Source organism: Bacteroides fluxus YIT 12057 (assembly GCF_000195635.1).
Lineage (GTDB): Bacteria > Bacteroidota > Bacteroidia > Bacteroidales > Bacteroidaceae > Bacteroides > Bacteroides fluxus.
Genome location: NZ_GL882614.1, coordinates 22,874 through 39,242 on the forward strand (window position 1 = coordinate 22,874; position 16,369 = coordinate 39,242).

Below are 16,369 nucleotides of genomic sequence, written 5' to 3' on the forward strand. Positions count from 1 at the left end.
TGCCGGACTCATCCGTCTTACCTACAGAAATGGAACTCAAAGAATTTAAAATAACCGTTCTCCCACTACGTGCCAAGTTACTGAACTATGCGCGGAAGTTAACCGACGAACCGGAGGATGCAGAAGATGCCGTACAGGAAGCCTTGCTCAAACTATGGAGCAAAAGGCTTGACCTTGAACAATACCGGAGCATCGAAGCATTTGCCATGACGTTGACGCACAATATCTGCATAGACCTGTGGCGGGGCAAACATACCGGCAACCTGCCTTTGGACACCGTACAGGCAATGGCGCCCGCAGGAACTCCGGAACGGTTGCTGGAGATAAAAGATGAGATTCGCCTGATGCACGAAATCATAGATTCGCTGCCCACCCTGCAACGCACCATCATGCGGATGAAGGACATCGAGGAGTATGAAACCGAAGAAATAGCCGAAATAACCGGCTGTGGAGCAGAGGCAATACGCAGCAATCTGTCGAGAGCGAGAAAAAAAGTAAGAGACATTTACCTTCAAACCATACAAGAAAGAAAAAGGAGAAACAAGCCATGAAAATAGATGAACTGTTAGACAAATATTTCGAAGGAGGGACTTCCTGTGAAGAAGAGCGTGAAATACGCCGCTTCTTTGCCCAAGAGGAGATACCCGGGCATTTGGAAATGTATCGCCCTCTATTTACCTATCTGGCTCAAGAAATAAAAACCGGGCAAGAGACAAACCGGAATATTATCCCTCCGGAAAGAAAGAAGAGCATTCGCCTGCACCGCCTGTTCCGCACACTTGGAGGTATTGCCGCCGGAGTGCTCCTGTTAACCGGCATCGCCCATATAGTCTCCGTTTCCTATTCTCCCGAGAATTACGTCATTATCGACGGTAAACGCTACACGGACGACAAGCTGGTACAAGCCAAGGCACTGGAAGCCCTGCAGAATGCCGGCTTTACGGATGAAGACCTAAGCAACTTACTGTTTCAACATTAATATAAACAAGGTTATGAAAACATCTATATTTATTTGCCTGCGAAAATTCTTCCTGTCCGTCCTGCTGATGTGCCTGCCGCTATGGGTACAAGCACAAGACGGACTTCAAATAGCCAGCTTGTTCAACAAATACGGAGAACGGAAAGATGTGACCAGAGTAGAGCTGAACGGCAGTATCTTGAAATCTTACCGCATGACTACCTACAAGAGTCTTGTGTTCAAAGATATCGGCCCCTACCGGCAAGAGATACAACAATGCCTTGCCAATGACAAGCAAGCCAATGTCAAGAAAACCCAGGAAGTAATGGAAAGCGGTGTCCTGCGCAGCGCTTACTACCAGCTGAAAGAAGTGGAGCGCAACGGAAAAAAACTCAACCGATACATTCTTTTCAAAATAGGGAAAGATACGATGGGCACCTTGATTTACATTGAAGGTCTCCTCAGTGAGAAAGAAATGATGGATATGCTTTACAAACCGGAATAACATTAAAACATTACATAACATGAAAACCAGAACATTTATTCTAACTTGCCTGTTGGCAATGCCCGCAGGCCATCTCGCAGCCCAGCAACCTGCCGAACCCGAACAAAGAGCCACCGTAACCACCCGGGGAGACTCTATCATTATCCTGAAAGGAAAAGGAGACATGCGCATCAAGGTATATGAAGACCAGCTGGAGGAAGGTGAAGAGAAAGAAGTGGAAATCTATGAAGGAGTTTACCTTGAAAAGGTGGATGCCGATAAACGTACCTTTTTAGATGCCTTGCCTTTCATACCCAAAAAGAAAAGATACAATTCATACGAGCCGCACAATTCCGGCCTGTATATCGGATTCAGCCGGATGTCGAACGATTTTCTTTCATTCGGTACCGGTAAACAGGCAAACCTGGACTTGTCACAATCATGGGAGTTCGGATTCAACTTCCTCTCAGTCTATCACAATTTTAAGAAAAATCCTCACTGGGGACTGAATTTCGGTGCCAACTGGGGGTATCGGTCATTCAGCATAGATGGTAACCGTGCCCTCTTGAAAACAAATGGAGCAAGCGTACTTACGGAAGGCGATGAAGAGACCGGTTACAGCAAAAGCCGTCTGCGCCACTTCTTCTTCCGCATCCCCGTTACCCTGGAATGGCAACAGCAACTAGGCAATCACCGTCTTATATTCTTCAATGCCGGTCCTGAGTTTGAGATACGCCATGGTGTAAAGTCATTCTCACACATCAACGGCGGTAAAAAGCAAACTGTAGGCAAAGGAATGTACGTGCGCCCGGTCGGCGTAAACCTGCTGGCACAGGCCGGCTACGGCAATCTCGGCATTTATCTGCGTTATTCCACTTACGGATTATTCCAGAAAGATAAGGGAATGGAGGTATCCCCCTACTCGTTCGGTATTGCATGGTATTGGTAGGCGTCCCGCCGCCATAAAGAATCCCCGAAATTGCAGTCTGACACAATTCCGGGGATCTTTTATACCCTAAGGTATTTGCAATGAAAGGTTATTTGCGATGAAAACAGTTTTCCGTCAAAAGCGTAAGCCCAAAGTAAGAAGTACTTGACTACGCGTATTGGTAACCTTCGTCACAGCCGGACGATCGTCCGAGAAAGCAAAAGGATAAAAATCCGCTTTCTGGGTAGAATACTTATAAGCCAAATCAGCATAAAACTGCGAGCCTCTGTATCCGATACCCAATGTATAGTTACTCAAAGACTTGGCATTGGCAAAATCGGTATCGGTATTGATCGAGTTGGTTGGAAACACCTTCACGGCATCATCCTTATAGGCCGCGGAAGATATATTATATCCTAAACGGAAAGCAAATTGGGGAAACACCTTATACTCGGCACCTATACGGAACGTATGGACTCCCTGCGCCGTTTGCTTTACCTGTTGTGTCTCAAACAACATCTCATCCCCTTCCGGGTAATAGAACTTCATGGAAGAGAAATCCTCATATTCATATTCCGCCCCTAAAGCCAGGCTGCTCCCCACCGTATATCCTAAACTGACATTATACTTCCACGGGGTACGCAAGTCAAACTCACGCTTCATGTCACGGTCATTCAGTTCGTAGTATGTGCTATATGCACTATGAACCTGGAATTCTTCACCGGTCTCATCATCCGTGTACCAAAGATTTGATTCTATAGCAGCTCTTGTCTTATATGACAGGCTATAAAAGGTAGGAGTATGAATCGCCAATCCTACACGCAACGGTGATTCTTCAAAAGGACGGAAAATGACACCCAGCTTTGCATTCCACCCGATTCCTTCAATACGGTTTTCACTGCTGAGGCTATAGTCATCGCCAATCTCTTTATTAGCCTCCGAATAATAATACGACTTGCGGTAATCTACATCATGGGCTCCAACAGTAAAACCTATATACACACGGTCCTTTATGTTAAAGGCTACATTGAAATCATACTGGTCAATTCCTCCCCGCTCCTGAGAACGATAATTGGCTAAAGGCTCATAACCATAGTTGAAGAAAGGAAGGTCAGGATTGTCATCCGTCAACACCAGGCCCGCATCGAAGCCCAAAGAGCCTAACCAACCGACTCTATTATCATCATAAGGATTCATGTTATCTTGCTGCAACTTAAATAAATCCACCGGATTATATCGGTCGGTAAACATTGCATTTGCCTGACTCGCCATCAAATCTGTTTGCGAAAAACCCAATTGGCCTCCCATCGTCGTCGTACGGTAAAAAGACTTTGCCTTCTGATAATTAAAGCCAAAATTCACATAACGCAATGTCGTCTGATTCCCGATCTTAGTAGATATTACAAAACCGGCATTGTCAAAACTCCAACGGTTCTTGTCTGAATTGAAAGTCTGTCCTCCAATCTTGCTCTCGGTACCTATACTTGAGAAGCCCAACGTAAACATGGCATCATTGCTCCGGTAAATGCCTATACCTGCAGGATTTGTCCCTATAGTAGAGATATCGCCACCCAAGGCTCCCATCGCACCGCCCATGCCTACAAAACGGGCCGTACCATTCAAATCATTACTTGCAATATTCATGGCGTCATACGCCGATTGCGCCCCTACACTCACAGTGGCAAGCGTAGCAAAGGCCATCATTACTATTTTCTTTTTCATAATTCGTTCTTTCTTTTAACTACAACATCTTATCTTCTCCGGCTACCGCCACCGCTGCTGGAACGGCTGGAACCACCTCCACCAGTGGAATAACTGCTACCGGAAGAACGTGAACTGCTGCCGGAAGAGAAACTGGAAGAAGAACGGCTACTGTTATTGTAAGAACGCGTACTATTATAAGAACGTCTTGCATTGTTATCGTTAGAATAACTACGCGTATTCGAAGAACCCCTGCTATAAGTAGAAGTACTGCGAGACGAAGTTCCGGTAGATGTAGAACGGCTTGAACCTACAGTACGGCGGGTTCCTTCCACACTCCTGTTGAATGAACTGCTGCTACGGGTACTGCTTGGACGAGTATAGACCGAACGGCGGGTAGAGGATGCATCCGTACGGGTTGAAACGCCCGGACGCGCCGTTGAAGAGGCTGAACGCGTACCTACTACACGGCGGGTACCATCTGCCGCACTGCGCCTTACCTGTCCTGAAGTCCCCTGGCTACCTTGCACTGCGCTACGGCGTACAGTCTGTCCTCCATTGATAACATTTGAAGAACGACGGGTGGAACCGCTGCCATTCCGGGTAGAATAGGACGGCCCCGAAGAACGGCGATTGGTATATACACTGCCTCTGTCCCAATATCCGCCGCCCCAATGGCTGCCACCAGGATAATATCCGGGATGATAGTGGTGATGATGATGGTGTCCCCACCAGCCACCGCCGTACCAGCCTCCCCAGCCCCAGCTGAATCCCCAGCTCGGACCGTACCAGCTGTTCCATCCCCAACCATAGTAAGGATATCCGCCCCAGCCATAAGAGTTATAGCGCCAATCCCACCACAAGCGGTTGCTGAAGGTAGGGAATGCGTAGGCATACAAGCCATCGGTATATACATTCCACTCCCAGGAATTCAAGCCATAGACCACATCCCAATAAAGCGGGCTACTGATGCTGATGGCATAACGCGGGTTACGGAAACGGATAATACGGGTGGCATATTCGTAGTCATCCTGTGACCCTTCGAACTCACCGTTCACCCATTCGCCATCCAAGCCGTCATCTTCCTTTTCATTGATGTAAAGCGTATCATTCTCTTGCGAGAATTCATAATCACCGGAGTCGTAACGACGATTATACTCGTCTATGTCACGGGTATTTCCTTTACGGTCTTTCACTACCACTGTCGTGCTGCCCGGCGAGGTATAAACCGTAGTCGGGGCATTGGACTTTACTACTATCTCCTCTTTTACCACAGGCGCTTTCTGCGTCTGCTTGGTTTCTTCCTTCTTCTTGGAAGGTACGTAGTAAAGGTCGTCATCCACACTCTGTGCCGATAGTGCCCACGGCAGGCACAAAGCAAAAAGCGATAAAAAAACAATCTTTTTCATATTCGTTTGGTTTATGGGTTTACAACTAAATACTTTTCCACGTCACAAAGATAGCACCGGGATTTACTACATACAGCAGATTTTCCCGAAAGATTGGTAGGGAATTCCCTAAATACATGCCACTTGATAAAGTAATCCATACTCCGGTGCAAAAAATGAACCGGTTCATTTTTTATACTCCCGGTTTACATTACCTTTGCAGTCAATAAACAAATATACGCAGAATTGGATTTGCCGCCTACGGCCGGCCGCTGCATTTAACAAACAATTATATTCCGATGAAATATTTAGAATTTACATTCCGCACCATTCCCTGCACAGAGACTGCCAACGATGTACTTTCCGCCGTATTGGGTGAAGCAGGTTTCGAAAGTTTTATTGAACAAACCGATGGTATTGCCGCTTATATCCAAAAACAACTTTTCAATGAAGACAGCCTTCAGACAGCCCTTGCAGAGTTTCCCATGCCCGGCACACAAGTCGAATACAGTTATCAGGAAGCGGAAGACAAAGACTGGAATGAAGAATGGGAGAAAAATTTCTTTCAGCCCATCATCATTGATGACCGCTGCGTCATTCACAGCACTTTCCACCGGGATATTCCAAAAGCAGAGTATGATATTGTCATCAACCCTCAAATGGCATTCGGGACAGGGCATCATGAAACGACCAGCCTCATCATCGGTGAATTGCTGAACGGCAACCTTCAGGGAAAGTCTCTGCTCGACATGGGCTGCGGCACCTCTATCCTTGCCATACTGGCACGTATGCGCGGCGCCGCGCCTTGTACCGCCATTGATATAGACGAATGGTGCGTACGCAACTCTCTCGAGAATATAGAGTTAAACCATGTAGATGACATTACCGTTTTCCAGGGAGACGCTTCTTCGTTGGCAGACAAGGGCCCGTTCGACGTAATCATTGCCAATATCAACCGGAATATCCTATTGAATGACATGAAGCATTATGTAAGCCGTATGCACTCCGGATCCGAACTTTACATGAGCGGTTTTTATGTAGATGACATCCCTGTCATACAGGCAGAAGCCGAACGAAACGGATTAAGCTTCGTCCATCAGCAGGAGAAGAACCGTTGGGCGGCGGTGAAGTTCAAGGTTTAACGCTATCGGACAAGTAAAGACTGAAGTTCTTCAAATGTGCCGTTGAACACATTCAGATCTACTTCCTTCTCAATGCCGGGCACACTCCCCACATCGGTATGTTGCCAGAAATGCCATTTGCCCTCGTACTTTACGGAATCCACATAGTAATGGGCTATCCAATATGGATAAGCATTAAAGATGGAATCGCTGAGATAGCGCATCTTGAATTTATAGGAGGTATAAAGAATCGGTTTCACACCATAATGTGCCTCTACCCTGTCCAACCAGGTCTTGACCGCTGTCTTCAATTCTTGTGGAGACTTCTTGCCCGTGGTTTCCACATCAAGTACCGGAGGCAGGTCACCTTTGGACAACTGGACGGTGCGGATAAAGAAATCGGCCTGTTTCTGCGCATCCGTCCTAGGGAGGAAATAATGATAAGCACCGCGGATAAATCCATATTGGCGTGCCTTGCCAAAATTTTGCACGAAGGTATCATCGCCATGGTCACCACCCTCGGTGGCTTTCAAGAAGATAAAATGAATGGGGAATTGAGTGTCTTTGTTATGTACCAGCCTGTCCCAGTCAATCTTGCCTTGATAATGGGAAATATCAATGCCGTGCACTTCATAATTGCAAGGCATGCAGACGCCATATTCCTTCTGTCCGTAGCATGGCTTCCAACGATAAGCATATGGACGGATAAAAAACCAATAAAATCCGGCAAAGAAAACAAGAACGATGCATGCCGCCACAAGATTACGTAACCATACAGGCATGGTACGAGCTTGCGGTTTCTTCTTGCCACGGGCAGAAGAACGGCGGGCTGGCAGTTTGCGGCGTGAAACGGTATTGGTTTTGGACGGCATAGAAGCAAATTAAAAAGAAGAACACAAACTACGCAAATTACACAAAGTAGGATTTGCGTAATCTGTGCAATCTGTGTTCTATGATTTATGCTTTGTTACAAGATTTATTTAGCTTGTTCCAATTGCAGAGTCTTGGTCGGCTCATCACAAACTTCCGTAGGACCAAAGTACTGGATAGGACCCGGATATACATAGTCTGTTTCCATGGCCCAACGCTCACGCTGAGCAGCGAATGCCTTGAAAGGAGCGCCGTCCAGCTTAACCAGAGCTTTCTGGATTACCGGTTTCATTTCACCATGACGACGTTCCATATTCATCATCATCGTAATGGGCACACCACCTGCAATCCACTCGTCGGCCGGAGCAGTAGTATTGCGTACAGAAGACATATAGCCAGTCTTTCCGTTGGCAATCAGTGCAGAAGCTGCATAACCCAAAGAGTAGCAGTAGTCCGCATCGAAATTGGACGGAGCAGCGCAACGTCCTTCGTAGCCGAAGAAGTGATGCTGGGCAGCAAACTTGCCTACATACTTGCCTTCTTCTTTCCATTGGGCCAACTTCGTTCCTACCATCTCTGACAACAATTTTTCTGTTTCAATCAAAGATACCTGTACATTTCCGTGCGGGTCGCGGTCCAATGACAGCTGGCGTGCAACACCTTCGGGAAGACTTGCATAGATAGCCGCATTCTCCGGAGAAAGTTTGCGGATGATGTAGTCACGTTGGTGAGACTTCTTAATTTGAGAGAATTCCTCCGCATTGGCGGCAAGGAAGTCATTCAATTCTGCAATCAAGCGCTTCATGGCAGGAATGAACTCTACCAAGCCTTCGGGAATCAGCACGGTACCGAAGTTATTACCCTGGGCAGCACGGTCGGCCACTACTCTGGCAATGTTGGTAACGATATCATCCAATGACATATCCTTAGCTTCCACTTCTTCGGAGATGATACACATATTAGGTTGTACCTGCAATGCACATTCCAAAGCAATGTGAGAAGCCGAACGTCCCATCAATTTGATGAAATGCCAATATTTGCGGGCAGAGTTACAATCACGTTGAATGTTGCCGATTACTTCAGAATAAGTCTTGCAAGCAGTATCGAAACCGAAAGAAGTTTCAATCATATCGTTCTTCAAGTCACCGTCAATGGTCTTCGGACAGCCGATAACCTGTACGCCGTATTTCTTTGCTGCATAATATTCAGCCAGCACGCAAGCATTGGTGTTGGAGTCGTCACCACCGATGATTACCAGTGCCTTGATGTTCAGTTCCTTCAAAATCTCATAACCCTTCTCGAACTGCTCTTCTTTCTCCAATTTGGTACGACCCGAACCGATGATATCGAAACCGCCTGTATTACGGTACTCATCAATTATGTCGGCAGTAAGCTCCATGTAGTTATGGTCAACCAAACCGCCGGGTCCCAAAATGAAACCATACAGTTTGCTGTCCTTGTTCAATTTCTTGATACCGTCAAAGATACCGGAAATCACATTGTGACCACCGGGAGCCTGGCCACCGGAAAGAATAACGCCCACATTCATTGCAGGGAAGTTAGCAGCTTCATCGGTCGTTTCAAACTTAATCAAAGGCATGCCGTACGTGTTAGGAAACAGTTTCTTGATTTCTTCCTGGTTGGCTACAGACTGGGTAGCTGCACCTTCTGCAGCTTTGACAGTACCTTTCAGCGCTTTTGGAAGTTTGGGCTGGTAAGCAGCCCTTGCAATTTGCAATGCACTTTTAGTCATTTCTTTTAATTATTTAAAGGTGTTAGTAAAGTTCCGTTTTAAAAGCGACGCAAATTTCGTCTTTTTTCGGAAGATATGCAAACGAGAGGGAAAAATTATATTTAAAATGCCCGTTGGCAGAATTGGAAAAGTCCGGGCAGTTACGAACCGAGACAAGTATGGCGAATTTCAACGTTAAGATCCAACAACAAAAAAATTCCATGCACGATTTTTCTCTGTACTTCAATCAAATATATCATTTTTAATTATCCATGGCAAAAAAAACAAAATAAATCATTGTCCTCCGATTTATTATACTACCTTTGTGCCCAAGGTTTGAGTTTTGGTGAATCATTATCGCATAGTTCTCCTTATAATAATAGAAAGTATTAGCAAGTAGTCCGCATTCTTTAATCTTCCTCCTCACTCCCCAAAGTATTATTTAATTAAATTAAATTTCTAATGAACATTTACATTGCAGGTTTGAATTTCAGCACTACTGACGCTGATTTGAACGATTTATTTTCAGAGTATGGAGAAGTTTCTTCAGCAAGAGTCATTACAGACAGAGAAACAGGAAGATCTAGAGGTTTCGGCTTCGTAGAAATGTCTGATGACACCGCAGCCCAGAAAGCCATTGACGAATTGAATGGTGCTGAATATGACCAAAAGACTATTTCAGTAAACGTTGCACGCCCCAGAGAAGAAAGACCACGCAACGGTGGAAACCGCGACAGAAGGGGTGGTTACAACTCAAGAAGATATTAAGATTTTGTGATTTATAAAAAAAAGGCGCTTAAAAGCGCCTTTTTTTATTCTTCGACCTGCCAGCCTCCGCCCAAGGCCTTATACACATTTACTACAGCAATCAATTCATCACGGATGGCATTGCTTACTCCTATTTGTGCGTCAAAATAACCACGCTGCGCATCAAGTACATCCATATAATTAATTACACCGTTGATATACTGCAACTGAGCCAAATCCACATAATTCCTAGCCGACCGCTCCAATTTCACACGCAACTGATAGACCTCTTTTATTTTATTGAAATCGACAATTGCATTCTTGGCTTCCTTGAAAGCATTCAATACCGTTTTCTCGTAACTATGAATCTCGGCTTCATAAGAGGCCTTTTGCGCCTTCAATGCGGCACGGTTCTTACCCCATCCGAAAAGCGGAGTCAAAACCGCTCCATTCAGCAATGAATAGGGTGATTGCAAAAAGTTGGACAAGACATCACTCTCCAGTCCGAACTGACCGGTAAGAGCCAGACGGGGAAACATATTGGTATAAGCCACCTTCACCCGGGCATGCTCTGCCTTCAGTTGTTGTTCTGCAGCACGGATATCCGGACGGCGCTCCAACAAATCGGAAGGCAAGCCTACCGGAAGGGATTGCGGCACATCCAGTTCCTGCAGGAAGCGGCTACGCTCGATATGGGTGGGAAATTCACCCGCAAGAAAGGCAATATCATTCTCTTTCAAAGAAATACGGCGTTCCAAGTCTGGAACAAGTGTAGCCGTACGTGCCAACTCCACTTGAGCCTGCTGGTAAGATGTCTCGGATGTCAATCCTCCCTCAAAACGAATACGGGCAAGACGTACTCCCTCTTCGCGGGCCTTCTGTGTCTGGCGAACAATTTCAAGTTCCGTATCAAGAGCCACCAGTTCATAATATGCCTGTGCCACTTCCGCCACTATCGTCATGCGCAACGCACGCTGCGCTTCCACACTCTGAAGATAATCGGCTACGGCAGCCACCTGCTTCCAACGCAGATTCCCCCAAAGATCGAGTTCCCAAGAAAGAAGAGCCTTCGCTTCATAAGTATTATCCACATCACGGCTGTGTCCGCCATAATTTTCCATTTCCCTGTTCGCACTTACCTTACCATTCAGTTGAGGCAGGAGGTTAGCTACACTGATACGTTTTTGGGCGGCCATTTCCTTGACACGCGCAGCGGCAATGAGCATATCTTTATTATACTCCAGCGCACGGTCTATCAAGTTACGCAGAGTGCTGTCCGTATAGACAGCCTGCCATTGCTGGTCGGCAATACTGACGCTGTCCTGCCGGTGCACAAGGCTGTCCGGCAAGGGCATCTCAGGACGGACATAGTTTTTTCCGACCTTACAGGAAGTGAACATGAAAATACTCAGCAGTAAAAGGATATATATTTTATTTCTTTTCATAACAGTCTTTTGTTTAAGTCAATCAGTCTTTCTTGATTTTATGCTGCACTTTTGCTTTCGTTTTATAAACCAGCACGAAGAAGAAAGGCACAAGTACAATACCAAATACAATGGCAAATATCATTCCGAAAAATACTCCCGTACCGATAGCCTGACGGCTTGCAGAACCCGGACCACTTGCCAGTACCATAGGCAACATGCCCAAGACAAATGCCAGGGAAGTCATCAAGATAGGACGGAAACGCAACTGGGCCGCATGAATAGCCGATTGTACCAAATCCCCTCCCTTATCCACCTGCACTTTGGCAAATTCCACGATAAGGATGGCATTCTTTGCCGCAAGTCCTACCAGCATTACCAGACCAATCTGAAAATAGATGTCATTTTCCAGACCACAGACAGCAACCCCCAAGTATGCTCCCAAAGCAGCTACCGGCAAAGAGAGCAATACGGCAATCGGCACAGTCCAACTTTCATATTGCGCAGCCAGGAACAAGAACACAAAGAGAAATACCAATGTCAACACCAAGCCTGTTTGCCCGCCTGCTTGCTTTTCCTGATAAGAAAGTCCGCTCCATTCCAGGCCGATGTTATCAGGAAGGTGATCACGGGCTATCTGCTCCATAACTTCCATTGCCTGACCGGAACTATAGCCTTGCGCAGCTGAGCCTCGTATAACGGCAGTAGTAAACATATTAAAACGTTTGATACTACCCGGTCCCGTGGTGTAAGAAGCGTTGCCCAAAGATGTCAACGGAACCATCGCCCCGTTAGATGCCTTTACAAAGAACAGGTTGATGTTTTCTTTATGCTCGCGGTAAGGAGCCTCGGCCTGGATATACACCTTATATATACGGTTGAACATATTAAAGTCATTCACATATACCGAACCCGTATAAGCCTTCATGGTAGAGAACACATCAGCCAAAGGTACACCCAGCATTTTTACCTTGTCACGGTCCACATCAAAATAAAGTTGCGGGATTTCCGATTGCAGAGAAGATGAAATTCCGGTTAACACCTTACTTTTCTGCGCATAATACATCAATGTGTCTGCCGCCTGTACCAGATTGTCCAAAGTGGCATCCCCACGAGCCTCAAGCTGCATTTCAAATCCACCCGAGGTACCCAATCCGGGAATAACCGGAGGAGTAGACAGATAAACTTTACATTCAGGATATTCCTGCAGGTCTTTTTCCACATTCTCCATGATTTTATCGACAGAGATGCCCTTACGGTCCTCCCATGGCTTTAAAATCACCGTCAGTTCACTACGGGCCTGATTGCTGCCCACACGCGGACTGCTACCTGTTACATTCTGTATATAGGCCACGTATGGATTCTGCTCCAAATATTTCACAGCACGATCCGTCACGATGCGGGTACGCTCCAAAGTTGCACCTTCCGGCAACTCCAGTTCCACCTTGAAATAGCCCTGGTCTTCTGTCGGCAAGAAGCTGGTAGGTACCAGGCGGTGAATAATGAAAATGGCAATCAATACCATACCAAAAGCACTCATCAGACGTTTCGGATGCTTGATGGCACGGCTGATAACTCCGATATATTTATGATTTCCCAAATTTAGCCATTGGTTGATTTTCCGAAAAACAATATTCTTCTTCTTCCCACTGTCCGGTCTTAATATCAGAGAACACATCACAGGGCTTAATGTCAAAGCTACCACCGTAGAAAGCAGTACGGAAACCGCAATTGTAATGGTAAACTGACGGTAAAGCTGTCCGGTAATTCCACTCAGAAAGCTAACAGGAACGAATACAGCGCAAAGTACCAATGAAGTAGCTATCAATGCACCGGTCAAACCACTCATTGCCTTCTTTGTGGCCTCATATGCCGACAATTTTTCAGTTTCCATCAAATGTTCCACATTCTCTACCACCACAATGGCATCATCCACCACAATACCAATGGCCAGAATCAGTCCCAGCAACGTCAATATATTCAGCGAAAAACCAAATATAAGCATGAATCCAAAAGTCCCTATCAAAGAGATGGGAACGGCAACAATCGGAATCACCGTAGCACGCCAGCTTTGCAAAGAAAGAAATACAACCAGTACCACAAGTATCAAGGCCTCAAACAGAGTCTTATATACCTCATGAATAGATTCCGAGATATAAGTAGTCATATCAAAAGGAATTTCATAGCTCATTCCTTCAGGAAAATTGGCACTGATCTCTTCCATGGCATTTTTCACATTATCAGCCACTTCCATAGCGTTGGCACCGGGAAGCATATAAATGCCGAGCACCGCTGCATTTTCACCGTTGATACCACTTTCCGTACTATAAGAAGAAGCCTCAAGAGAAACACGCGCCACATCACGCAAACGAATGATAGACCCATTGGCATTGGCACGCACCACAATATCCTCAAACTGGCTCACTGAACTCAAACGTCCTTGAGTCGTAATAGGGATAGTGATATCCAACCCCGTTACAGGCTGTTGTCCCAGCACACCCGCAGCAGACTCGCGGTTCTGGTCTTTCAAGGCATTCTGCAAATCCTGTACGGTCAGACCGAAATTTGCCAATTTATCAGGCTCTGCCCATATCTGCATAGCATAGTAACGGCTACCGATGTTGGAAACACGTCCTACTCCCGGAATACGACGTAACAAGTCAAGTACATTGATAGTAGCAAAGTTACTCAGATAAATTTCATCGAACTTCGGATCGCTGGAAGTCAAACATATAGTCATCAACTGACTGGGTGCCTGCTTTTCCACCGAAATACCATTTTGAATGACTTCGGCAGGCAAACGGTTCTCTGCCAACTTCACGCGATTCTGTATTTCCACAGCAGCCAAATCCGGATCAGCGGATACATCAAACGTAACCGTAGCCGAGAAACCACCAGAATTAGAACTATTGGACTCCATGTACAACATGCCTGGAGTACCGTTGATTTCCTGTTCAATAGGAGTTGCCACGGCCTGCGAAACCGTCAGTGCACTTGCCCCCGGATAAGAAGCGCTGATTTTCACGACAGGCGGTGTTATTTGCGGGTATTGGTCTACCGGGAGCATTGTCAAACCAATGATACCGACCAAAACAATCAGAACCGATATCACAATGGAGAATACCGGACGATCTATAAAGAAAGATACTTTCATTGTACTGTTACTTTACGGGTTTGTTATCCTTTGCCTTGTTCTCAGAAGCAGCCGGCTCACTGCTCTTGGAAGCGGATTTCTTATTCAGGGAATCGCTCTGCCGTTCATCATCCTCTTTTTTCGGAGCAGGTGCCTGAGGACGTACTTTCATTCCCGGAGTCAACTTATGGAAGCCTTCAGTCACCACTTGTTCCCCGGCTATCAGCCCACGCTCTATGACCCAATTATTGCCGAATTCAGGTCCCAGTTCAATGAAACGCTTTTCAACAGTAGAATCACGACGCATCACAAAGATATATGCACCGCCTTTTTCAATGGTAACCGCTTTTTGAGGAACAGCAACCGCACCTTCACGGACATCCAACAATAATTTCACTTTCGTAAATTGTCCCGGCAACAAGACTCTGTTGGGATTGGGCATCTCCGCACGTACGGAGAAAGTACCGGTCTGGGGATCAACTTGCGGTTCTGCAAAATCTACATAACCTTTATAAGGATAAACCGTATTGTCGGCAAGCGTAATCGTAATGTTAGGCTGCCATGAACGCGAAGAATCCTGACGTCCTATTTCAATATTACGCTCTTTACTTTTCAAATAATCCAGCGCAGTCATACTGAAATCCACCAAGACCGTATCACTCTTTACCACAGTGGCCAGCAAAGACTTTCCACCGGGACCGACCAACGTTCCCAAATCCACATTTCTTTCACTGATATGCCCTGACAACGGAGAGCGGACCAGTGTATAGCCCAATTCCAGCTCCGCCTGGTCCAAATCGGCCTGGCTCATAGCAACCGAAGCTTCTGCCGTTTCGTATGCAGCCTGTGCATTATCCAAGTCCAACTGGCTGGCGGCATTCTGTGCATATAACGGGCGAATACGTTCCAAATCACGTTTCGCCTTCAACGCTTGTGCCTCATCTTTTTTCAACTGTGCACGGGCTTTATCCGCCTTCGCACTATACTGATCACGATTAATGACAAACAGTACCTGATTTTTAGTAACATACGTTCCTTCCGCAAAAAGCATACTCTCCAGATAGCCCTCCACGCGTGCACGCACTTCCACAAACTGTTGCGCACGAATACGCCCCACGTATTCGCCATATATTTCTACATCTCCTTTCTCGGCAGGGGCTACAATGACAGTAGGTGCCTCCGGCTGAACTTTTTTAGGCCAAGTAAAAATGATATAACCTGCCAGTAATACTGCCATGCAGGCAACCATCATTATTACCCTTTTTCTTTTTAACTTCAACTCTCTTTTTGATAAAAATAGTTTCATGCTTGTTTGTTTAAATTTAACCCTGTTTTTTTATTCCCAAAGACAAATCCGGTGCCAAACTATGGGCAACAAGTCCGATAGACAAGATAACTAACTAATTATCAACAAGCAGAACGGCAATCTGTTCGGCATAGTAGTTATCTACACCATAACGTCACTGTAGAACAAGTCCACAAATGTAGAAGATTTCCACAATTCACCACTCATTAAAAACACATAAAATCCCAATTTTCCTCTACAATAACGAATAAAAGCATTATCTTTACCGAAAATAACTCTGATTATTCACTTAAAACGTAAAGATTATGGCAAGTAGAAGAACACTAAAGAAAAATGTCAATTATATCGCAGGCGAACTTTTCACAGAATGTCTTGTAAACAGTTTGTATGTACCCGGAACCGATAAACAAAAAGCTGATGTACTCATGGGTGAAATCCTGAAGATGCAGGATGAATTTATTAGCCGTATCAGCCATACCGAACCGGGGAACGTAAAAAACTTCTACAAGAAATTCCATTCGGACTTCAACGCTAAAGTTGATGAGATTATTGACGCAATGGGCAAATTAAAATAAGG

At 45.7% G+C, this 16,369-nt stretch carries 14 protein-coding genes; 7 read left to right on the forward strand and 7 right to left on the reverse strand.

The window, feature by feature from the left end:
- The first annotated feature begins 29 nt into the window (after positions 1–29).
- The 4 genes from HMPREF9446_RS03195 to HMPREF9446_RS03210 are packed head-to-tail and all read left to right on the forward strand — an operon-like array spanning position 30 to position 2,391.
- On the forward strand, positions 30–551 hold the full coding sequence (locus HMPREF9446_RS03195) for an RNA polymerase sigma factor (RefSeq protein ID WP_009123968.1): 522 nt from the start codon (positions 30–32) through the stop codon (positions 549–551).
- Positions 548–979 (forward strand): hypothetical protein, encoded by a 432-nt coding sequence (locus HMPREF9446_RS03200; RefSeq protein WP_009123969.1) that lies wholly within the window; start codon positions 548–550, stop codon positions 977–979. The genes HMPREF9446_RS03195 and HMPREF9446_RS03200 overlap by 4 nt, the downstream gene beginning before the upstream one ends.
- Positions 980–992: 13 nt before the next feature.
- Positions 993–1,463: a DUF6108 family protein gene (locus tag HMPREF9446_RS03205; protein ID WP_009123970.1), complete on the forward strand. Its 471-nt coding sequence runs from the start codon at positions 993–995 to the stop codon at positions 1,461–1,463.
- A gap of 19 nt (positions 1,464–1,482) precedes the next feature.
- Positions 1,483–2,391, forward strand: a complete 909-nt coding sequence (locus tag HMPREF9446_RS03210) for a hypothetical protein (RefSeq protein WP_009123971.1) — start codon at positions 1,483–1,485, stop codon at positions 2,389–2,391.
- A gap of 114 nt (positions 2,392–2,505) precedes the next feature.
- On the opposite strand, the gene HMPREF9446_RS03215 is transcribed toward HMPREF9446_RS03210, so the two are convergent.
- A complete protein-coding gene (locus HMPREF9446_RS03215) occupies positions 2,506–4,092 on the reverse strand; it encodes a hypothetical protein (RefSeq protein ID WP_009123972.1) in 1,587 nt (528 codons plus the stop codon).
- A gap of 29 nt (positions 4,093–4,121) precedes the next feature.
- Positions 4,122–5,480, reverse strand: a complete 1,359-nt coding sequence (locus HMPREF9446_RS03220) for a hypothetical protein (RefSeq protein WP_009123973.1) — start codon at positions 5,478–5,480, stop codon at positions 4,122–4,124.
- Between the two features lie 278 nt (positions 5,481–5,758).
- On the opposite strand from HMPREF9446_RS03220, the gene prmA reads away from it, so the two are divergent.
- Entirely contained in the window at positions 5,759–6,601 is an 843-nt protein-coding gene (gene prmA / locus HMPREF9446_RS03225) for a 50S ribosomal protein L11 methyltransferase (protein WP_009123975.1), read from the forward strand.
- Between the two features lie 2 nt (positions 6,602–6,603).
- On the opposite strand, the gene HMPREF9446_RS03230 is transcribed toward prmA, so the two are convergent.
- Entirely contained in the window at positions 6,604–7,452 is an 849-nt protein-coding gene (locus HMPREF9446_RS03230; protein WP_087943533.1) for a glycoside hydrolase family 25 protein, read from the reverse strand.
- 104 nt (positions 7,453–7,556) lie between these two features.
- Positions 7,557–9,203, reverse strand: a complete 1,647-nt coding sequence (locus tag HMPREF9446_RS03235) for a diphosphate--fructose-6-phosphate 1-phosphotransferase (RefSeq protein WP_009123978.1) — start codon at positions 9,201–9,203, stop codon at positions 7,557–7,559.
- 441 nt (positions 9,204–9,644) lie between these two features.
- Here HMPREF9446_RS03235 and HMPREF9446_RS03240 point away from each other — a divergent pair, with 441 nt between their 5' ends.
- A complete protein-coding gene (locus HMPREF9446_RS03240; protein ID WP_009123980.1) occupies positions 9,645–9,950 on the forward strand; it encodes an RNA recognition motif domain-containing protein in 306 nt (101 codons plus the stop codon).
- A gap of 44 nt (positions 9,951–9,994) precedes the next feature.
- On the opposite strand, the gene HMPREF9446_RS03245 is transcribed toward HMPREF9446_RS03240, so the two are convergent.
- The 3 genes from HMPREF9446_RS03245 to HMPREF9446_RS03255 are packed head-to-tail and all read right to left on the reverse strand — an operon-like array spanning position 9,995 to position 15,792.
- Complete coding sequence (locus HMPREF9446_RS03245; protein ID WP_009123981.1) at positions 9,995–11,374, reverse strand: efflux transporter outer membrane subunit; 1,380 nt, start codon at positions 11,372–11,374, stop codon at positions 9,995–9,997.
- Positions 11,375–11,396: 22 nt separating this feature from the next.
- Positions 11,397–14,507: an efflux RND transporter permease subunit gene (locus HMPREF9446_RS03250; RefSeq protein WP_009123982.1), complete on the reverse strand. Its 3,111-nt coding sequence runs from the start codon at positions 14,505–14,507 to the stop codon at positions 11,397–11,399.
- A gap of 7 nt (positions 14,508–14,514) precedes the next feature.
- On the reverse strand, positions 14,515–15,792 hold the full coding sequence (locus tag HMPREF9446_RS03255) for an efflux RND transporter periplasmic adaptor subunit (protein ID WP_009123983.1): 1,278 nt from the start codon (positions 15,790–15,792) through the stop codon (positions 14,515–14,517).
- A 305-nt stretch (positions 15,793–16,097) separates the two neighbouring features.
- On the opposite strand from HMPREF9446_RS03255, the gene HMPREF9446_RS03260 reads away from it, so the two are divergent.
- Positions 16,098–16,367, forward strand: a complete 270-nt coding sequence (locus tag HMPREF9446_RS03260; RefSeq protein ID WP_009123984.1) for a hypothetical protein — start codon at positions 16,098–16,100, stop codon at positions 16,365–16,367.
- Positions 16,368–16,369 lie beyond the last annotated feature (2 nt).